The sequence below is a fragment of the Streptomyces sp. NPDC048018 genome, from assembly GCF_043202995.1.
Classification (GTDB): domain Bacteria; phylum Actinomycetota; class Actinomycetes; order Streptomycetales; family Streptomycetaceae; genus Streptomyces.
Genome location: NZ_JBIDBK010000006.1, coordinates 212632 through 231447, shown reverse-complemented (window position 1 = coordinate 231447; position 18816 = coordinate 212632). Strand labels below are relative to the sequence as shown.

15 protein-coding genes are annotated in these 18816 nt (G+C 73.1%); 9 read left to right on the top strand and 6 right to left on the bottom strand.

The window, feature by feature from the left end; genetic code table 11:
• Positions 1–203 precede the first annotated feature (203 nt).
• From scy to ACGF1Z_RS24255, 6 genes are all read left to right on the top strand, one after another.
• Positions 204–4694, top strand: a complete 4491-nt coding sequence (scy, locus tag ACGF1Z_RS24280; RefSeq protein ID WP_393007846.1) for a polarized growth protein Scy — start codon at positions 204–206, stop codon at positions 4692–4694.
• Between the two features lie 114 nt (positions 4695–4808).
• Complete coding sequence (locus ACGF1Z_RS24275) at positions 4809–5744, top strand: cellulose-binding protein (protein WP_393007296.1); 936 nt, start codon at positions 4809–4811, stop codon at positions 5742–5744.
• Positions 5745–5819: 75 nt separating this feature from the next.
• Positions 5820–6788 (top strand): ABC transporter ATP-binding protein, encoded by a 969-nt coding sequence (locus ACGF1Z_RS24270; RefSeq protein ID WP_393007294.1) that lies wholly within the window; start codon positions 5820–5822, stop codon positions 6786–6788.
• A 3-nt stretch (positions 6789–6791) separates the two neighbouring features.
• Positions 6792–7571: an ABC transporter permease gene (locus ACGF1Z_RS24265; protein ID WP_393007292.1), complete on the top strand. Its 780-nt coding sequence runs from the start codon at positions 6792–6794 to the stop codon at positions 7569–7571.
• A gap of 164 nt (positions 7572–7735) precedes the next feature.
• Positions 7736–8824: an ATP-binding cassette domain-containing protein gene (locus ACGF1Z_RS24260; RefSeq protein ID WP_393007290.1), complete on the top strand. Its 1089-nt coding sequence runs from the start codon at positions 7736–7738 to the stop codon at positions 8822–8824.
• The gene (locus tag ACGF1Z_RS24255) at positions 8821–9642 is read left to right on the top strand and encodes an ABC transporter permease (RefSeq protein WP_393007288.1); all 822 of its coding nucleotides are present in this window, start codon (positions 8821–8823) and stop codon (positions 9640–9642) included. Before ACGF1Z_RS24260 ends, ACGF1Z_RS24255 begins: the two co-directional genes overlap by 4 nt.
• A 38-nt stretch (positions 9643–9680) precedes the next feature.
• Here the strand turns inward: ACGF1Z_RS24255 and ACGF1Z_RS24250 are convergent, their stop codons facing one another.
• Positions 9681–10007: an ATP/GTP-binding protein gene (locus ACGF1Z_RS24250; RefSeq protein WP_393007286.1), complete on the bottom strand. Its 327-nt coding sequence runs from the start codon at positions 10005–10007 to the stop codon at positions 9681–9683.
• A 223-nt stretch (positions 10008–10230) separates the two neighbouring features.
• Between ACGF1Z_RS24250 and ACGF1Z_RS24245 the strand changes: the two genes are divergently transcribed.
• Positions 10231–11265, top strand: a complete 1035-nt coding sequence (locus tag ACGF1Z_RS24245; protein WP_393007284.1) for an LLM class flavin-dependent oxidoreductase — start codon at positions 10231–10233, stop codon at positions 11263–11265.
• Between the two features lie 93 nt (positions 11266–11358).
• Here ACGF1Z_RS24245 and ACGF1Z_RS24240 read toward each other — a convergent pair whose 3' ends face one another.
• Positions 11359–11751, bottom strand: coding sequence for an SCO5389 family protein (locus ACGF1Z_RS24240; RefSeq protein ID WP_376632479.1), 393 nt, complete (start codon positions 11749–11751; stop codon positions 11359–11361).
• Positions 11752–11991: 240 nt separating this feature from the next.
• Between ACGF1Z_RS24240 and nucS the strand changes: the two genes are divergently transcribed.
• Positions 11992–12663 (top strand): endonuclease NucS, encoded by a 672-nt coding sequence (nucS, locus tag ACGF1Z_RS24235; RefSeq protein WP_393007282.1) that lies wholly within the window; start codon positions 11992–11994, stop codon positions 12661–12663.
• A gap of 72 nt (positions 12664–12735) precedes the next feature.
• On the opposite strand, the gene ACGF1Z_RS24230 is transcribed toward nucS, so the two are convergent.
• The 3 genes from ACGF1Z_RS24230 to ACGF1Z_RS24220 form a co-directional block, all read right to left on the bottom strand.
• The gene (locus ACGF1Z_RS24230; protein ID WP_393007280.1) at positions 12736–15396 is read right to left on the bottom strand and encodes an ATP-binding protein; all 2661 of its coding nucleotides are present in this window, start codon (positions 15394–15396) and stop codon (positions 12736–12738) included.
• Between the two features lie 209 nt (positions 15397–15605).
• Positions 15606–15929, bottom strand: a complete 324-nt coding sequence (locus ACGF1Z_RS24225) for an STAS domain-containing protein (protein WP_031131104.1) — start codon at positions 15927–15929, stop codon at positions 15606–15608.
• 193 nt (positions 15930–16122) lie between these two features.
• Positions 16123–16971 carry a 3-hydroxyacyl-CoA dehydrogenase family protein gene (locus ACGF1Z_RS24220; RefSeq protein WP_393007278.1) on the bottom strand — a complete coding sequence of 283 codons (849 nt, stop codon included), beginning with the start codon at positions 16969–16971 and terminating at the stop codon, positions 16123–16125.
• Between the two features lie 615 nt (positions 16972–17586).
• On the opposite strand from ACGF1Z_RS24220, the gene ACGF1Z_RS24215 reads away from it, so the two are divergent.
• Positions 17587–18159 carry a cob(I)yrinic acid a,c-diamide adenosyltransferase gene (locus tag ACGF1Z_RS24215; RefSeq protein ID WP_393007276.1) on the top strand — a complete coding sequence of 191 codons (573 nt, stop codon included), beginning with the start codon at positions 17587–17589 and terminating at the stop codon, positions 18157–18159.
• Here the strand turns inward: ACGF1Z_RS24215 and ACGF1Z_RS24210 are convergent.
• The gene (locus tag ACGF1Z_RS24210; protein WP_393007274.1) at positions 18079–18702 is read right to left on the bottom strand and encodes a hypothetical protein; all 624 of its coding nucleotides are present in this window, start codon (positions 18700–18702) and stop codon (positions 18079–18081) included. The two genes, ACGF1Z_RS24215 and ACGF1Z_RS24210, sit on opposite strands and share 81 nt — an antisense overlap.
• Between the last annotated feature and the right edge of the window lie 114 nt (positions 18703–18816).

The following is an 18816-nucleotide window of genomic DNA, read 5'->3' as shown; positions in this document are numbered from 1 at the left end:
CCCGGCCCGGTACAGTGGGGCACTCCGGGCCGGGGCCGGTCGGTGCCGTGTGCGTACGGCGCCGTAGTCGGGATGTCGGGGTCGTCCGATCTGCCACGATTCCCCGGGGGGCCGTTCTGTCCGGGTGAACGGTGCTCGTTGGAGTTGCGATCAGGGTTGGGGTCTCCCCTGCTCGAAGAGCTCGGGGAAGGATGGACCGCGCAGTGCGGGGCTACGAACGGCAGGAGAGCCACCGAGCTGAAGACGACCATCTCTCGCGGTTCGAAGCCGAGATGGACCGGCTGAAGAAAGAGCGAGAGAAGGCCGTCCAGCACGCCGAGGACCTCGGTTACCAGGTCGAGGTGTTGCGCGCCAAGCTCCATGAGGCGCGCCGCACCATCGCGACCCGGCCCGCCTACGACAGCGCGGACATCGGCTACCAGGCCGAACAGATGCTGCGCAACGCGCAGATGCAGGCCGAGCAGCTGCGCCAGGACGCCGAGCGCGAGCTGCGCGAGGCCCGCGCCCAGACCCAGCGCATCCTCCAGGAGCACGCCGAGCAGCAGGCCCGCTTGCAGTCGGAGCTGCACACGGAGGCCGTCCAGCGCCGCCAGCAGCTCGACCAGGAGCTGAGCGAGCGCCGCCAGACCGTCGAGGCGCACGTCAACGAGAACGTGGCATGGGCCGAACAGCTCCGGGCCCGCACCGAGTCCCAGGCCCGCCGCCTGATGGAGGAGTCGCGCGCCGAGGCGGAGCAGTCGCTGGCCGCCGCCCGCGCCGAGGCCACCCGGATCGCCGAGGAGACCCGCCGCCGGGTCGGCTCCGAGGCCGAGGCGGCCCGGGCCGAGGCGGAAGCGATTCTGCTGCGCGCCCGCAAGGACGCCGAGCGGATGCTCAACGCGGCCTCCAGCCAGGCTCAGGAGGCCACCAGCCACGCCGAGCAGCTGCGCTCCAGCACCACGGCCGAGACCGAGCAGGCCCGTCGCCAGGCCGCCGAGCTGTCCCGCGCGGCCGAGGTGCGCGTGCAGGAGGCCGAGGAGCGGCTCCGCGAGGCCCGTGCCGAGGCCGAGCGCACCCTCGCCGACGCCAAGGAGGCCGCGGCCAAGCAGCTCGCGGGCGCCGAGTCCGTCAACGAGCAGCGCACCCGCACCGCCAAGGCGGAGATCGCCCGGCTCGTCGGCGAGGCCACCAAGGAGGCCGAGGCCCTCAAGGAGCAGGCCGAGGAGAAGCTGCGCGAGGCCACCGCCCAGGCCGAGAAGCTGGTCTCGGAGGCCTCCGACAAGGCCCGTACGGTCGCCGCCGAGGATTCCGCCGCCGCGCTCGCCAAGGCCGCCCGCAGCGCCGAGGAGATCCTGACCAAGGCCTCCGCGGACGCCCAGGAGACCACCCGCAAGGCCGCGGAGGAGGCCGAGCGGATCCGCCGCGAGGCCGAGGCCGAGGCGGACCGGCTGCGCTCGACCGCCGAGGAGCAGGCCGACGAGCTGCTCGGCTCGGCGAAGGACGACACCAAGGAGTACCGCGCCAAGACGGTCGAGCTGCAGGAGGAGGCGCGCCGGCTGCGCGGCGAGGCCGAGCAGCTGCGCGCCGAGGCGATCGCCGAGGGCGAGCGGATCCGCGGCGAGGCCCGGCGCGAGGCCGTGGGTCAGATCGAGGAGGCGGCGAAGACCGCCGAGGAGCTGCTCACCAAGGCCCGTACGGACGCCGCCGAGCAGCGCGCCGGCGCGTCCGCCGAGAGCGAGCGGGTCCGTGGCGAGGCCATGGAGCGGGCGCAGACCCTGCGCGCCCAGGCCGAGGAGACGCTGGAGCGCACCCGTGCCGAGGCCGAGCGGATGCGCAGCGAGGCCGAGGAGCAGGCCGAGTCGGTCAAGGAGGCCGCGGAGACCGCCGCGGCCGCGCTGCGCGAGCAGGCCGAGCGGGCCGCCGCGGCCCGGCGCGCGGAGGCCGCCGACGAGCTGAGCCGGCTGCACACCGAGGCCGAGTCGAAGCTGGAGTCGGCCGGCCAGGAGCTGGCCGACGCGCGCGCCGAGAGCGAGCGGATCCGCCGCGAGGCCGCCGAGGAGACCGAGCGGCAGCGGACCGAGGCCGCGGAGCGGATCCGTACGCTCCAGGCACAGGCCGAGCAGGAGGCCGAGCGGCTGCGCGGGGAGGCGGCGGCGGACGCGTCCACCGCCCGTTCCGAGGCGGAGGCCGCCGCCACCGCGCTGCGCGAGGAGGCCGACGCCGAGGCCGAGCGCCTGAAGGCGGAGGCGCAGGAGACCGCCGACCGCCTGCGCGCCGAGGCCGCGGCGGCCGCCGAGCGGGTCGCCGCCGAGGCCGCCGAGGCGCTGGCCGCCGCGCAGGAGGAGGCCAACCGGCGCCGCCGGGAGGCCGAGGAGACCCTGGACTCGGCCCGTGCCGAGGCCGACCGCGAGCGCGAGCTGGCCCGTGAGCGGAGCGAGGAGCTGCTCGCCTCCGCCCGCAAGCGGGTCGAGGAGGCGCAGGCCGAGGCGCACCGTCTGGTCGAGGAGGCGGACAGCCGCGCCACCGAGATGGTGTCGGCCGCCGAGGCCACCGCGCAGGAGGTGCGGGACTCCGTCTCGGGCCTGCGCGAGGCGGCCGAGGAGGAGATCGCCGGACTGCGCAGCGCGGCCGAGCACGCGGCCGAGCGCACCCGCACGGAGGCCCAGGAGGAGGCGGACCGGGTCCGCGCCGACGCGTACGAGGAGCGGGAGCGGGCCACCGAGGACGCGACCCGCACCCGCGAGCGCGCCCAGGAGGAGGCCGACGCCGCGAAGGCGCTGGCCGAGCGGACGGTCACGGACGCCCTGGCCGAGTCGGAGAAGCTCCGGACCGACTCCGCCGAGTACGCGCAGCGGGTACGGACGGAGGCGAGCGACGCGCTCGCCTCGGCCGAGCAGGACGCGGCGCGCACCCGCGCGGACGCCCGCGAGGACGCCAACCGGATCCGTTCGGAGGCGGCCGCGCAGGCGGAGACCGTGCTGGGCGAGGCCCGTACGGAGGCGGAGCGGCTCACCGAGGAGGCCGAGCGTCTCCTGGTCGAGGCCGAGCAGGTCAAGGCGGACGGCGAGGCCGAGGCCGAGGCGCTGCGGGCCGCGGCCCGCGCGGAGGGCGAGCAGGTCCTCGACGAGGCCCGCCAGGCCGCCGACAAGCGCCGCGCCGACGCCGCCGAACAGGCCGACGCCCTCATCGCCGAAGCCACCGCCGAAGCCGAACGCCTCACCAACGAGGCCGCCGAACTCCTCACCTCCACCGAACAGGACGCCCAGCGCCTGCGCTCCGAGGCCGAGCAGGTCAAGGCCGAGGGCGAGGCCGAGGCCGAGGCGCTGCGGGCCGCGGCCCGCGCCGAGGGCGAGCAGGTCCTCGACGAGGCCCGCCAGGCCGCCGACAAGCGCCGCGCCGACGCCGCCGAACAGGCCGACGCCCTCATCGCCGAAGCCACCGCCGAAGCCGAACGCCTCACCAACGAGGCCGCCGAACTCCTCACCTCCACCGAACAGGACGCCCAGCGCCTGCGCACGGAGGCCGAGCAGGTCAAGGTGGACGGCGAGGCGCACGCCCAGGCGCTGCGCAGCGCCGCGCTCGCGGACGCCGACCGGATCCTCGACGAGGCGCGCAAGGCCGCCGACAAGCGGCGCGCGGACGCCGCCGAGCAGGCCGACGCCCTCGTCGGCGAGGCCCGCACGGAGGCCGAGCGGATCGGTTTCGAGGCGGAGCAGGTCCTCGACGAGGCCCGGCAGGCCGCCGACAAGCGGCGGGCCGACGCGGCCGAGCAGGCCGACACCCTCGTCGCCGAGGCCGTCGCCGAGGCCGAGCGGATCGCCTCGGAGGCGGACCGGGTGCGCGCGGACGCCGAGGCGGCGGCCGAGGAGATGCGCTCCCAGGCGCGTGCCGAGGCGGACCGTACGCTCGACGAGGCCCGGGAGGCCGGGGCGAAGAAGCGCGCGGACGCGGCCGAGCAGGCCGACCAGCTCATGGCCAAGGCCCAGGAGGAGGCGCTGCGCGCCACCACCGAGGCGGAGACGCAGGCGGACACCATGGTCGGCGCGGCCCGCAAGGAGGCCGAGCGGATCGTGGCCGAGGCGACCATCGAGGGCAACTCGCTGGTGGAGAAGGCGCGGACGGACGCGGACGAGCTCCTGGTCGGGGCGCGCAGCGACGCGACCGCCATAAGGGACCGGGCGGAGGAGCTGCGGTCCCGGGTCGAGGGCGAGATCGAGGAGCTGCACGAGCGGGCCCGGCGCGAGACGGCCGAGCAGATGAAGACGGCCGGCGAGCGCGTGGACAAGCTGGTGAAGGCCGCCGAGGAGCAGCGCGCCGAGGCCGAGGCGAAGGCCAAGGAGATGCTCTCGGAGGCGAGTTCCGAGGCCGGCAAGGTCCGGATCGCGGCCGTGAAGAGGGCCGAGGCCCTCCTCAAGGAGGCCGAGCAGAAGAAGGCGTCGCTCGTCGCGGAGGCGGAGAAGATCCGGGCGGAGGCCGAGCGCGAGGCCGAGCAGACGGTGACCGAGGGAAAGCGGGAACTGGACGTGCTCGTCCGCAGGCGCGAGGACATCAATGCCGAGATCTCCCGTGTCCAGGACGTCCTGGAAGCGTTGGAGTCTTTCGAGACGCCGTCGGGCGGGAAGTCCGACGGCGGGAAGTCCACCGCGCGGGAAGGCGCCAAGGCCGGCGCGTCAGCGGGGGCCACTCGTTCGGGTGGCAAGTCCCCCGAGAGCTAGCCACTCAAAAGGCTGGACATTCTCCAGATCAAACGGGCATACGCTCGATGACACGCCGCTTCGACCCCTAGGATTCCCTCTAACACCTCACCGGTCTCATTCGACAGGAACCCCATGAGCGACACATCCTCCCCCTTCGGCTTCGAGCTCGTGCGGCGTGGTTACGACCGCGGTCAGGTGGACGACCGCATTACCAAGCTCGTCGCCGACCGAGACAGTGCTCTGGCCCGAATCACCTCTCTGGAAAAGCGCATCGAGGAACTCCACCTCGAGACCCAGAACGCCCAGGCCCAGGTCACCGACGCCGAGCCGTCGTACGCCGGTCTCGGTGCCCGGGTCGAGAAGATCCTCCGGCTCGCCGAGGAGGAGGCGAAGGACCTGCGTGAGGAGGCCCGTCGCGCCGCCGAGCAGCACCGCGAGCTCGCCGAGTCGGCCGCCCAGCAGGTCCGCAACGACGCCGAGGCGTTCGCGGCCGAGCGCAAGTCCAAGGCCGAGGACGAGGGCGTCCGGATCGTCGAGAAGGCGCAGGGCGAGGCCAACTCGCTGCGTGCCGAGGCGCAGAAGGACGCGCAGTCGAAGCGCGAGGAGGCGGACGCCCTCTTCGAGGAGACCCGCGCGAAGGCCGCCCAGGCCGCCGCGGACTTCGAGACCAACCTGGCCAAGCGCCGCGAGCAGTCCGAGCGCGACCTCGCCTCCCGCCAGGCCAAGGCCGAGAAGCGCCTCGCCGAGATCGAGCACCGCGCCGAGCAGCTGCGCCTGGAGGCCGAGAAGCTGCGCACGGACGCGGAGCGCCGGGCCCGCCAGACGGTGGAGACCGCGCAGCGCCAGGCCGAGGACATCGTGGCCGACGCGAACGCCAAGGCGGACCGCATCCGCAGCGAATCGGAGCGCGAGCTGGCGGCCCTGACGAACCGCCGCGACTCCATCAACGCCCAGCTGACCAACGTCCGCGAGATGCTGGCCACGCTGACCGGCGCCGCGGTGGCCGCGGCCGGCTCCCCGCTGGACGAGGAGCGCTCCGCCGGCGTCCCGGCGCAGCAGTCGCGCTGACCCGCGTCCTGGCGTAAAAAAGACCCTCCGTCATTCCGGTGGCGGAGGGTTTTGCGTGCCCGTAGGTTGGGACGCATGATCGAGCTTGAGGGCCTCACCAAGCGCTACGGACAGAAGACGGCGGTCGACCATCTCAGCTTCACCGTGCGGCCGGGAGTGGTCACCGGCTTCCTGGGGCCGAACGGGGCGGGCAAGTCGACGACAATGCGGATGATGCTGGACCTGGACAACCCGACGAGCGGGACGGTCCGGATCGACGGCAGGCACTACCGCGAGCTGCAGGAGCCGTTGAAGTACATCGGGGCGCTGCTCGACGCCAAGGCGATGCACGGCGGCCGCTCGGCGTACAACAACCTGCTGTGCCTGGCCCAGTCGAACCGCATTCCGGAGCGCCGGGTCGGCGAGGTCCTCGATCTGGTGGGTCTGACGGCGGTCGCGAAGAAGAAGTCGAAGGGCTTCTCGCTCGGCATGGGGCAGCGGCTGGGAATCGCGTCCGCGCTGCTCGGGGATCCCGAGATCCTGATGTTCGACGAACCCGTCAATGGTCTGGACCCCGAGGGAATTCACTGGATCCGCAATCTGATGAAGGCCTTGGCGGCCGAGGGCCGGACGATCTTCGTTTCCAGCCATCTGATGAGTGAAATGGCGCTGACGGCCGATCATCTCATCGTCATCGGGCAGGGAAAGCTGCTGGCCGACACGTCGATGGCGGATTTCATCCAGCAGAATTCCCGGAGTTACGTCCGGCTGCGCTCCCCGCAGCACGAGGACCTCCGGGACCTGCTGCACGCCAACGGTTTCGTCGCGGTCGAGGCGGGCGGCGGCACCCTCGAGGTGGACGGGACGACGACGGAGAAGCTGGGCGAGCTGGCGGCGGCCGGCGGGATCGTGCTGCACGAGCTCAGCTCCCAGCGGGCCTCGCTCGAAGAGGCGTTCATGCAGATGACGGCGGGCGCGGTGGAGTACCACGCGCACGGGACGGACGTACACGGCGGCGGGCAGCCGGCCGAGCCCCGCTGGGGCGAGAGCTTCGAGGGAGCCTGATCGATGGCAGCGGCAACGGCGGTCCTGCAGTCCGAGTGGACCAAGATCCGGACGGTCTCCTCGACCGTGTGGACGCTGGCGAGCGCCCTGCTCGTCACGGTGGCGATGAGCGCGGCCCTGTGCGCGCTCATGAAGTCGCAGTTCGACAACCTCTCCGACGTCGAGCGGGCCACCTTCGACCCGACCTTCCTCAGCTTCTCCGGGATGGTCCTCGGCCAGCTGGCGATGGTCGTCTTCGGCGTGCTCGTGGTCGGCACCGAGTACTCCTCGGGCATGATCCGCACCTCGCTGGCCGCCGTCCCGCAGCGGGCGAGCTTCATCTTCTCCAAGATCGCCGTGGCGGGCGGCCTCGCCCTGGTGGTGGGCCTCGCGACCAGCTTCCTGTCCTTCTTCCTCGGGCAGGCCCTCCTCGGTGAGCACCGGACCACGCTGGGCGCGGACAACGTGCTGCGGGCGGTGGTCGGCGCCGGCCTCTACATGGCCCTGATCGCGGTGTTCTCGATGGGCGTGGCGACGATGCTGCGCTCCTCGATGCTGTCGCTCGGCATCCTGGTGCCGTTCTTCTTCCTGATCTCGCAGATCCTGTCGGCGGTGCCGAAGGCCAAGGAGGTCGCGCGCTACTTCCCCGACCAGGCCGGATCCAAGATCATGCAGGTGGTGCCGGAGGCGATGGGCTCGGAGAAGGCTCCGTACGGCCCGTGGGGCGGTCTCGGCATCATGGCGATCTGGGTGGCGGCCGCGCTGGCCGGCGGCTATCTGGTGCTGAAGCAGCGGGACGCCTGAGCGGCCCCCGCCCGACCCTGGTCTTTCCCTGATCCCTCCCCCGATCACGATCCGGACTTCGCCGGAACCGTCAAGGGCTCGATAAGCTCCTAGCTCATACGGGGGGCTCCGGCCACCGGCCACCACGCCCCGACGACGACCTGACCTGTCGATGGGGCTGGAGAATGATCGAGGCAGTCGGCCTGACGAAGCGCTACGGCGCCAAGACGGCCGTGTACAACCTTTCCTTCCAGGTGAGGCCCGGGCACGTCACGGGCTTCCTGGGCCCCAACGGCTCGGGCAAGTCGACGACCATGCGCATGATCCTCGGCCTCGACCGGCCGACCGCGGGGCACGTCACGATCGGCGGCCACCCCTTCCGGCAGCTGCCGAACGCCCCCCGGCAGGTCGGCGCGCTGCTCGACGCGAAGGCCGTGCACGGCGGCCGCAGCGCCCGTGCCCACCTGCTCTCGCTCGCCCAGCTGGCCGGCATCCCGGCCCAGCGGGTCGACGAGGTGCTCGGGGTGGTCGGCCTGCAGGACGTCGCCAAGCGGCGCTCCAAGGGCTTCTCGCTCGGCATGGGACAGCGGCTCGGGATCGCGGCGGCGCTGCTCGGCGACCCGCAGGTGCTGCTCTTCGACGAGCCGGTCAACGGTCTCGACCCGGAGGGCATCCTCTGGGTCCGCAACCTGATGAAGAAGCTGGCCGCCGAGGGCCGGACCGTGTTCGTCTCCAGCCACCTCATGAGCGAGATGGCGCTGACCGCGGACCACCTGATCGTGATCGGCCGCGGGCAGCTTCTCGCGGACATGAGCGTGAAGGACTTCATCTCGGCGAACTCCGCGGACTTCGCCCGGGTGCGCACCCCGCAGACCGAGCCGCAGCAGCGGGAGAAGCTGACCGCGGTGCTCGCCGAGGCCGGCGGCCGCGTGCTGTCCGAGCCGGACGGCGCGCTGCGGGTGACCGGGCTCGCGCTGCCGCGGATCAGCGACCTGGCGCACGAGGCGGACGTGCGCCTGTGGGAGCTCTCCCCGCACCAGGCCTCCCTGGAGGAGGCGTACATGCGCATGACGCAGGGCGCCGTGGACTACCGGTCCACCGACGACCGGCTCGCCCACCTCCAGCCGCCGCTGCCGCCGCACCGGCAGCCGCAGGACCAGGGCTACGTGATCCCGGAGGTGCCGCAGCAGGGCTGGTACGCCCCGCCGCCGCCCGGACAGAACCCGTACGCGCAGAACCCGCCTCAGAGCCAGAACCCCGAGGACGCCCGATGACCACCCCGCCGCCCGCCCCGTACGCGTACGTCTCCCCCATCCCCGTCCGCAAGGCGCACCTGGGCGACGCGCTCGCCTCGGAATGGACCAAGATCCGTTCGCTGCGCTCCACGATGTGGACGCTGGGGATCATGGTGCTCCTCCTGCTCGGCCTCGGGCTCGCGGTCGGCGCGGTCGCGGCCTCCGCGGGGCCCGAGGCCTCGGAGCAGTCCGCGCTCGGCCTCGGCTTCTTCGGCATGCTGCCGGCCTCGATCTGCGTGATCACCCTCGGGGTGCTCAGCATCAGCTCCGAGTACGGCACGGGCATGATCCGTACGACGCTGACCGCCTGCCCGAGCCGCTCCCGGGTGCTCACGGCGAAGGCGATCGTCTTCTTCGTGCTCGTCTTCTCCCTCGTCACGGTGATGGCGGGCGTGGTCGGCGCGGCCCAGGTGGCCATGGTCGACGCGGCCGAGCCGACCACCGGCGAGTGGCTGCGCGCCACGGTCGGCGTGGGGCTCTTCCTGGCGCTGCTCGGTCTGCTGTCGATGGGCATCGGCGCGATCGTGCGGCACTCGGCGGGCGCGATCACGGTGATGATCGGCGTGCTGCTGCTGCCGCTGGTGGCGGCGCTGTTCATGTTCTCGCAGGCACTGCGCTCCGTGCAGGAGGCGCTGTTCATGTACGCGATCCCCTCGCAGATGATCGCGCTCTACAGCGAGACGGCGCCGTTCAGCGACCGGGGTCCGTCCGGCTGGCAGCCGGTGCTGATCATCGCCGCGATCACGGCGGCGGTGCTCGGCGGCGCCTTCGCGCTGCTCAACAGCCGGGACGTCTGAGCGCAGGGCCGTCCGGCGCCGGGACGTCCGCGCCCGCTTCAGTAGCGGGGCGCGTTACGGGACCGCTGCACCCGCGAGGTGCGGCGGTCCTTCGCGCTCCAGCAGGCCTTGTGCCAGTGCCGGCGGTCGTCGACGCCGCCGTACTCGGGCCAGGCCACCACGTGCGGGGCGCCGGAGGGGATCTCCTGGTCGCAGCCGGGGCAGCGGTAGCGCTTGCCCGGGGAACTCGCGCCGGCGACGAGGCGGACGTACCACTCCTCGCCCTGCCAGCTCTCGGTGCGCTGCACACCGCCGTACCGGTCACCCGGGTCGCCCTGCTGTACGGGATTCGCACCGCCACGGGGGCGGTTGTGGCGCGGGGACACTTCGACACCTCACGAGGTCGGGGGACACGCACGGTTCGTTCCAGCGTACGGGCCGCGACGGGGTGGCTCCGCCCCCGCCCGTGGCGGATCAGCGGAAAATCGCAAGAACTTCATGAAGGGCCGTTGCCTTTGGCACGTGTCAGACGTTGTTGCCAGTACGAGGGGGACCTCGTGGGGAAGTTGTCACGAGGGGAAACGCGCCGGCCGCAAGGAGGCAGAAGCGATGCGCGTGGGTACGTTCGTACTGGCCGCCCAGTTCCCGGGCCAGGGCCAGGAAGAGGCGCTGCACCGGGCGGTGCGGACCGCGGAGGTCGCCGAGGAGGCCGGGCTCGACTCGGTCTGGCTGGCCGAGCACCACTTCGTGCCGTACGGGGTGTGCCCGTCGGCCACGACCCTGGCGGGACTGCTGCTGGGCAGGACCCGCCGGATCCGGGTGGGCACGGCGGTCAGCGTCCTGTCGAACCAGCATCCGGTCGCGGTGGGCGAACAGGCGGCGCTGCTGCACGTGGCCTCCGGAGGGCGGTTCACCCTCGGGGTGGGCCGTGGCGGGCCGTGGGTGGACCTGGAGGTCTTCGGCGCCGGGCTCACGGCGTACGAGAAGGGCTTCCCCGAGTCCCTGGACCTGCTCCTGCGGTGGCTCCGCGAACCCCGGGTCGGTGCCGAGGGGGAACGATTCGCTTTCCGCGAGGTGGCGGTCGTGCCGGCCCCCGGCGAGCTGATCGGCGGGCCCGCGGCCCCGGAGGTGGTGGTCGCCTGCACCTCGCAGAAGAGCGTACGGCTCGCCGCCGAGCGGGGTCTGCCGATGCTTCTGGGCATGCACTGCGGCGACGAGGACAAGGCCGAGATGGTGGCCTGCTGGAGGCGCTTCGCGCGGGAGGCCGGACACGGGCCCGACGAGATCGCGCGGATCGGCGCCGGCCATGTCTCGGCCGGGGTGGTCCAGCTCGCGGACCGCGGCGCGGACGCGGCGGAGGCTCTGGTGAAGGCGATGCCCGGCTGGCTGAGGCAGGGCCTGGACGCCCATGTGACGGTGGACGGCCGGCACCGCGCGATGCGCGACCCGGTGGCGTACACGGAGCTGCTCTGCGGGCTGCACCCGGTGGGCACGCCCCGGCTCGCGGCGGACCGGCTCGCGGCGACCGCGGAGCGGACGGGCATCACCCGGTTCGCGCTGCTCGCCGAGGGCTCGGGCGATCTCGCCGGCACCGAGGAGAACGTGCGGCGCCTGGGCGCCGAGGTGCTCCCGCTGCTCGTCTGACGCGCGCTGGTCCATGATCGGTGGTGGTGCGGACCGTACCGCCGCCCGGCGTCTGTTCGTCTCCCGCGACGTGGGGCGGCGGCACCAGGCCTGTCAGCAGTCGCGCAGTTCCGGCGACTGGTTGAGGAGCTGCGCCCGCACGGAGGTGAAGCGGGCGAGCCGCTCGTCCACCGACGGGTCCAGCGGGAAGACCGCCACCCGGTGGCAGTTCTGGAAGGCGAGTCGCACCCCGAAGTGCCGCTGCAGCGCACCGCGGATGGCATCGCTCGCGAGTGCACGCAACAGCTCACCACGTGCCTGCTCACTCGGCGGCGGCGTCTGGTTGTCGGCGAAGTCGCCGCCGTCGACCTTCAACTGTGCCACCAGAGAACTGATCATCTCCCATGCGAAGGGCAGGGAGGTCCGGACGCAGTCGACGAAGGCGGCTTCGTCGACCTCGCCTCGCTCGGCCTGTTCCAACAGCGCCGGTGAGACGTCGAGCGACATGGGTTCTCCTCTCGCGACCCCGCGGACGGGGTCTTGCGGGCAGGGACAGGGACCGGCGGTCCGCGCACGCAGCGTGCACGGGCGACGACCTCCTGTCCTCCACGTTAAGCGCCGGGTCCTGACCGCACCAGGAGATTGGGCACACAACCGGCCAATAAGTGCCGGGTGTTGGGCGTACGCCCGGCGGGCGTTACGGCCCGAATCGCGAAGAGGAGCGTCCGTCTTGTAGCGTTGCGGACCATGCGTCTCGTCATTGCCCGTTGCTCCGTGGACTACGCCGGTCGGCTCACGGCCCACCTGCCCTCCGCTCCCCGTCTGATCCTGGTCAAGGCAGACGGCAGCGTCTCCATCCACGCGGACGACAGGGCGTACAAACCGCTCAACTGGATGTCCCCGCCGTGCACGCTGAAGGAGGGGGCCGACGGTGCGGAAGGCGTCTGGACCGTCGTCAACAAAGCGGGCGAGAAACTGATCATCACGATGGAGGAAATCCTCCACGACTCCTCCCACGAACTGGGTGTCGACCCGGGCCTCATCAAGGACGGTGTCGAGGCGCACCTCCAGGAGCTGCTCGCGGACCGCATCGAGACCCTGGGCGAGGGCTGGACGCTGATCCGCCGCGAGTACCCGACGGCCATCGGACCGGTCGACATCCTGTGCCGGGACTCGGACGGGGCGACGGTCGCGGTGGAGATCAAACGGCGCGGCGAGATCGACGGCGTCGAGCAGCTGACCCGCTACCTGGAGCTGCTCAACCGCGACCCGCACCTGGCTCCGGTGAAGGGCGTCTTCGCCGCCCAGGAGATCAAGCCGCAGGCCCGGGTGCTCGCGAACGACCGAGGGATCGGCTGCGTGGTCCTCGACTACGACGCGCTGCGCGGGATCGAGGACGACAAGCTGCGGCTGTTCTGACGGCCGCCGGTACGGCCGTACGGCGAAGGGCCCGGGTGCGGGGAACGCACCCGGGCCCTTCGCCGTGCCGGATCAGGCCGGGGCGCTGTCCGTGACCACGGGGGCGGACTCGGACCGGGAGGCCGAGGCGGAGCTGCTGGTTTCCCCCGTACCGGTGCTGGGAGGGGACGTAGGGGAAGTACTCGGCGACGTCGTCGGGGACTGGGTGGAGGTCGGCGACGTGGACGGCGAGGGACTCGTCGACGTCGGCTTCGGCGAGGGGGACTTCGTCGGCGGCTTCGGCGGCTGCGTCGTCGTCGGCGCGGTCGGCTGCGTGCTGTCCGTCGCGGACGGCGAGCCCGACGGGGTCGCGGGGGTGCCCGCCGTGCCGGTCGCCCCCGGAGAGGGCGTACCCGTCGCGCTCGGGGCCGCCGGGTCCGAGGGGCTGTCGGTGGAGTCCTCGGTGGGCTCGGTGTCGTCGCCGGCGCCGTCCAGGGTGTCGTCCTGGCTCGCGGTGCTGTCGGAGGTCACCCGGTTGCTGCCCGGGTCCTCTCCCTCGCCGGAGGTGGCGCCGAGGGTGACCACCGTGCCGAGGACGGCGACGAGCAGCGCGCCCGCGCCGACGGCGGCCAGGTTGCGTCGCGCCCCGGTGAGGATGCCCGCGCCCAGGCCGCCGCGCCGGCGGCCGGCGTCGGCCTGACCGCGGGCGACGTCCACGCGCGGCCCGGCGACGGTCGGGGGCTCGTCCGCGAAGGCGGCGAATGCGTCGAGGGAGGCCTTGGAGGCCACCGGCGGCATCGGCCTCGCCGGGGTCGGCGGCGCGAGCTCGGGGAAGGCGGACTTCGCCGGCAGCGCGGGGGCCGCCGGGATGCCGCGCGGCGGCGAGGCGGGGCCTTCCCGGCGCGGGAGCGCGGCGGTCCGGGGGGCCTTGGCGGCCGGCGGGGTGGCAGCGGTGGTCCGGGGGGCCTTGGCGACCGGCACGGTGGGAGTGGTGGTCGCGGGGGACGGCGCGGCGGCGGGCACGGGTTCCACCGGAACGCTCGTACCGGTGAGGTCGGCGACGAGCGCGAGGGCGCGGCGGCCGGCGACGGTGCCGCGCTTGTCGGCGAGGGCGCCGCGCATGGCGACGGAGGCCTCCAGCTCGGCGCGGGCCCGCTGCAGGCTGCCCCGGCAGAGCGCGAGGATACCCAACTCGTGGTGGAACCAGGCCTCTTCGGCGACCTCGCCGGCCAGTCGCGCGGCCTCCTGGCCGCCGCGCAGGGCCCGCTCCCAGGCGCTCCAGTGCAGCCCGGCCGCGAAGGCGGGCGCGGCGGCGCGGGCGAGCAGGACGGCGGTGGCGGGGTGTTCGGCGGCGGTGCCGGGCAGCAGCACGGCGAGGGCGGCGAGCAGGGAGTCGGCCTCGGCGGTGGCCCGCTCGGGGGTGACGGACGGGTGTCCGGCCCACCAGGCGTAGTGCTGGGCGACGGTGTGGGCGCGACCGGTGGGGTCGGGCTCGTAGTTCTGGGCGAGCAGCTGGGTGAGGACGCCGGCGGCGAGCCGGTAGCGGGTCCCGACCGGGGAGAGCAGTCCGCAGGACAGCAGCTCGCCGATCGCGGCGTCGGCGTGGGTGTCGCCGACCAGGGCGGGCAGGTGCGCCTGGTGCGGCACCTCGCCGCCGAGGGCGACGGCGAACCGCAGGGCGTCCTGGGCGGCGCGGCTGAGCCGGGAGGCGAGCAGGACGGCGGGGGCGGCGCCCTCGCCGAGGCTGGGCAGGGGTATCTCGCGCACCTCGACGTCGGCGTCGTCGAGGGAGGGCGCGGGCAGGCCGGAGGGTCCGAAGGCCTCCTCCAGCGCGCCGAAGGCGTCGAACTCGGCGGGCCCGACGCGGAGCCGGTCGCGCTGCCGCAGCAGGGCGCCGGCCTGGACGAAGCGGAGCGGAAGTCCCTCGGACTCGAACCACAGGTCGCCCGCCCAGTTGGCCTCCTCCTCGGTGAGGGCGCGGCCGACGGCGCTTTCCAGGAGCTCGACGGCGGCGGCGCGGCCGAGGCCGGTGAGGGCGAGCTCTTCGAGGGCGGCCTCGGGCGAGGCGGCCGGGACGTCGGGGGTGACGGAGAAGAGGAAGGCGCAGTCGGGGGTGGCGCCGAGCAGCTCGTCGAGGGCGGTGCCGCCGAACTCCAGGTCGTCGACGAGGACGATGGCGCCGATGCGGCGGACCTCCAGGAGGAGTTCCTCGCGGTCGGGCCGGAAGCCGGGGGCGTACTGGACGGCCTGGAAGAGCTCGTACAGCAGGTCGGTGGGGGTGCGGTGGTGGCCGGAGAGCCGGACGACGCCGTCGGGGGCGACCTCGGCGCAGTCTCCGGCGACGGCGTCGAGGAGGGTGGTGCGGCCGGATCCGGAGGGGCCGGTGAGCCGGGCGGAGCGCCCGCGGGTGAGGTGCTGGACGAGCTGCTCGCGCTGTTCCTGCCGTTCGAGCAGCGGCAGGGCGGGGGCCGCGGGCCCGGGCGGTACGGGCGGGGCGGCGGCGCGGGCGACCTCGGCGCGCTCGCGGGCGTCGCGGCGGCGCGGGGCCTGGGGCTGCTCGTTCGGCGGGCAGACCTCGATCTCGCTGCCGTCGAGCGGGTTGACGGTGAGCAGGAGGCCGCCGGAGACCAGGCGGGCGGTGCGAACCCGGGAGGGAGTGGTGGACGCGGGGGCGGGCGCGGCGAGTCCGGGGCGGGCGTCCTCGGGCTCGGCGTCGTGACCGTAGTCCTCCGGTCCCCGGTTGGTCGGGTCCATGGTCAAGCTCCCAAGCGACGGGCGATGTGCAGGCGAGCCGACCCTATGCGGTTGTGCGGGTTCCGGGAACAGCCGGGGTGGGGCGGAGACCAAGACGTCACGGTCTTGTGAGGATTGGGTGTGACGCCTGTTTCTCACAGTGGCTTCACCGTCACGTGTCGCGGTCGTGACGTGACGTTCTTTCAGATGTCCGTTCCGCCTCGGTCGGCTCAGACGCGGGGCAGCGACTCCGCGGCGAGGCCGCCCTCGATGGCGAGGATGCGGTGCAGTCGGGTGGCGACGAGCAGGCGCTGCATCTGGGGTGGTACTCCGCGCAGCACCAGGCGGCGGCCACAGCGGCCGGCCCGGCGGTGGGCGCCCATGATGACCCCGAGCCCGGTGGCGTCCCAGGAGTCGAGGCCGGTCAGGTCGAGCACGAGATCGCCGGATCCGTCGTCGACGGCCGAGTGCAGGACCGTTCGGGCGTCCGCCGCGCTGCGGACGTCGAGGCGGCCCCCGACGACCAGCTCGGTGTGGTCGCCCCTGATATGCATATGCGCTCCCCGAGAGTGCTCCGTCTGTGCCCGTCTTCGCAACGCTTGACTGCCGCATCGGCAGAAGCGTTGCGCCTTGTAAGCGAACCGATATCGAAATTCACCCGTGAGGGCGATGGCGCTGGGGCGGTCGGACCCCTGTGCGGGCGCGTACGCGACTCCGGTCGAGACGCGTACGCGACAGCGGTGCGCATCAGTACGTGTAGAAGCCCTGCCCGCTCTTGCGGCCGATGTCACCCGCGTCCACCATCCGGCGCATCAGCTCCGGCGGCGCGAACTTCTCGTCCTGGGACTCGGTGTAGATGTTGCTCGTGGCGTTGACGAGGATGTCGACGCCGGTCAGGTCGGCGGTGGCGAGCGGGCCCATCGCGTGGCCGAAGCCGAGCTTGCAGGCGATGTCGATGTCCTCGGCGGTGGCCACGCCCGACTCGTAGAGCTTGGCGGCCTCGACGACGAGCGCCGAGATGAGGCGGGTGGTGACGAAGCCGGCCACGTCGCGGTTGACGACGATGCAGGTCTTGCCGACCGACTCGGCGAACTCCCGCGCGGTGGCGAGGGTTTCGTCGCTGGTCTTGTAGCCGCGGACCAGCTCGACGAGCTGCATCATCGGGACCGGCGAGAAGAAGTGGACGCCGACGACGGCCTCCGGGCGCTCCGTCACCGCGGCGATCTTGGTGATCGGGATGGCGGAGGTGTTGGAGGCGAGGACCGCGCCGTCCTTGGCGACCTTGTCGAGGGAGCGGAAGATCTCGTGCTTGACCTCGAGCTTCTCGAAGACGGCCTCGACGACGACGTCGGCGTCGGCGACCGCGTCGAGCTCGGTGGTCGCGGTGATGCGGCCGAGCGCGGCCTCGGCGTCGGCGGCGTCCATCCGGCCCTTGGCGACGAAGCGCTCGTACGAGGCCTTGACGGCGTCGGTGCCCCGGGTCAGCGCGGCGTCGGTGACGTCACGCAGGACGACGTCCCAGCCTGCCTGGGCCGAGACCTGCGCGATGCCGGACCCCATGAGTCCGGCCCCGATGACGGCGAGCTTCCTGGCCACGTCTTCCACCCCTCAATGCCCTTAACCAGTCTTCACTTCTGGCTCTCCGGCGGAGATTAGCGGGCCCGGGGGGCGTTGTGACCGAGAAGTAAGACGCGTCACGTCCTGTTTGACGGACGTCACACTCGCGACAGGGCGGACGGGCGCCGCCGGAGGGCCCGGGCGGTGCGCACGACGTCCACGACGCCCTTCATCGCCGGGCACGTCCCCGATGTCCGCGATGTCGTCGAGGGGGGCGAGGGCTTCCCGGGAGACGTCGGCCGCCTTGCGTCCGGCGGTCGTCCCGGCGCTGACGAACCCGGCGCCGGTGTCCTGGATCCGGGCGGTCCGGCCGCCGACGGGCAGCGGCGCCGGGTCGTCGGGCCGGCGCCGGCCTCCTCCCGCGGGCGGCGCCGGCGGTCGGCGCACCTCCTGCCGGAGGACCGTGGGCCGGCGTCCGCGATCCCCGCCACCCGCACGGCCCGGAAGCCGTGCTCCCGGAGGAGCCCGGTCGCGTTCTCCGCGGTCTCGCCGCGGCCGGAGTCACGTTCCTCGCCGCAGCCGGAGTCACGCTCTCCGCCGTGATGGTGGGCACACGCGCGTTCCGAAGGGCCGACGCGTCACTACGCTGGACGCATGGTCAATCTGACGCGCATCTACACCCGCACCGGCGACAAGGGCACCACCGCTCTCGGCGACATGAGCCGGACGGCCAAGACCGATCTGCGGATCTCGGCCTACGCCGACGCCAACGAGGCCAACGCCGTCATCGGCACGGCCATCGCGCTCGGGGCGCTCGACGAGGAGGTCGTGAAGGTCCTCGTCCGCGTCCAGAACGACCTCTTCGACGTGGGCGCGGACCTCTCCACCCCGGTGGTGCAGGACCCCGAGTACCCGCCGCTGCGCGTCGAGCAGTCGTACGTCGACAAGCTGGAGGCGGACTGCGACCTCTTCCTGGAGCGGCTCGACAAGCTCCGCTCCTTCATCCTCCCCGGCGGCACGCCCGGCGCGGCCCTCCTGCACCAGGCGTGCACGGTGGTCCGCCGGGCCGAGCGCTCCACCTGGGCGGCCATGGAGGTCCACGGCGACACCATGAACCCGCTGACCGCCACCTACCTCAACCGCCTGTCAGACCTGCTCTTCATCCTTGCGCGGACCGCCAACCGGGACGTCGGCGACGTCCTCTGGGTCCCGGGCGGGGACCGCTGACCGCTTCGCGGACGGGTCCTTCTTCGGCCAGATCGCGTACGACAGCGCGATCAGGCCGTGGATGCCCGCCGCCTGCCAGGCGATCGTGATCCAGCCCCGCAGCGACCCGGTCTCCCCGTCGGGGCCGACGTACCACACGGCCAGGAGCAGCAGGCCCGACGCGACGGCCGCGGCCAGCACCGAGCCGAGCCACACCCGGCCCTCGTGGCGGGCCCGGGCCATGCCGTGGCGCGGGGGCCCCACCGGCGGCGGCCCGCCGGCCAGGCGGTGGGCGGCGTGGCCGTCGAGCCACGCCACCGTGCGGTGGCCATGGCCGGCGGTGTAACCGATGTACAGGGCGGCGAGGCCGTGCTTCCCGCTCGGATCCGCGCCGTTCTTCAGGTCGATCGCGGTGACGACCAGCAGGAGGACCTCCAGCAGCGGCTCGCACAGCAGCAGGGCCAGCCCGGTGCGCGGCATCCTCAGCAGATAGCGGACGGCCAGTCCCGCGGCGAGCAGCACCCAGAAGCCGACCTCGCAGATCACGATCAGCGTGACGATCACAGCAGTCCCCTCTCCTCGCCCCACCAGCGTCCCGTCCGTCCGGGCGGCTCACCTCGTCGGCGATGAGGAACCCCGCCTACATCCTTCGACGGAGGGGCGGCTCGGCCCCGGCGT

Bases quoted from the DNA above. Each gene is read 5' to 3' on its own strand.
- ACGF1Z_RS24275 (WP_393007296.1), top strand. From the start codon at position 4,809: ATGAGCGACACATCCTCCCCCTTCGGCTTCGAGCTCGTGCGGCGTGGT.
- ACGF1Z_RS24270 (WP_393007294.1), top strand. From the start codon at position 5,820: ATGATCGAGCTTGAGGGCCTCACCAAGCGCTACGGACAGAAGACGGCG.
- ACGF1Z_RS24265 (WP_393007292.1), top strand. From the start codon at position 6,792: ATGGCAGCGGCAACGGCGGTCCTGCAGTCCGAGTGGACCAAGATCCGG.
- ACGF1Z_RS24260 (WP_393007290.1), top strand. From the start codon at position 7,736: ATGATCGAGGCAGTCGGCCTGACGAAGCGCTACGGCGCCAAGACGGCC.
- ACGF1Z_RS24255 (WP_393007288.1), top strand. From the start codon at position 8,821: ATGACCACCCCGCCGCCCGCCCCGTACGCGTACGTCTCCCCCATCCCC.
- ACGF1Z_RS24245 (WP_393007284.1), top strand. From the start codon at position 10,231: ATGCGCGTGGGTACGTTCGTACTGGCCGCCCAGTTCCCGGGCCAGGGC.
- ACGF1Z_RS24240 (WP_376632479.1), bottom strand. From the start codon at position 11,751: ATGTCGCTCGACGTCTCACCGGCGCTGTTGGAACAGGCCGAGCGAGGC.
- nucS (WP_393007282.1), top strand. From the start codon at position 11,992: ATGCGTCTCGTCATTGCCCGTTGCTCCGTGGACTACGCCGGTCGGCTC.
- ACGF1Z_RS24230 (WP_393007280.1), bottom strand. From the start codon at position 15,396: ATGGACCCGACCAACCGGGGACCGGAGGACTACGGTCACGACGCCGAG.
- ACGF1Z_RS24225 (WP_031131104.1), bottom strand. From the start codon at position 15,929: ATGCATATCAGGGGCGACCACACCGAGCTGGTCGTCGGGGGCCGCCTC.
- ACGF1Z_RS24215 (WP_393007276.1), top strand. From the start codon at position 17,587: ATGGTCAATCTGACGCGCATCTACACCCGCACCGGCGACAAGGGCACC.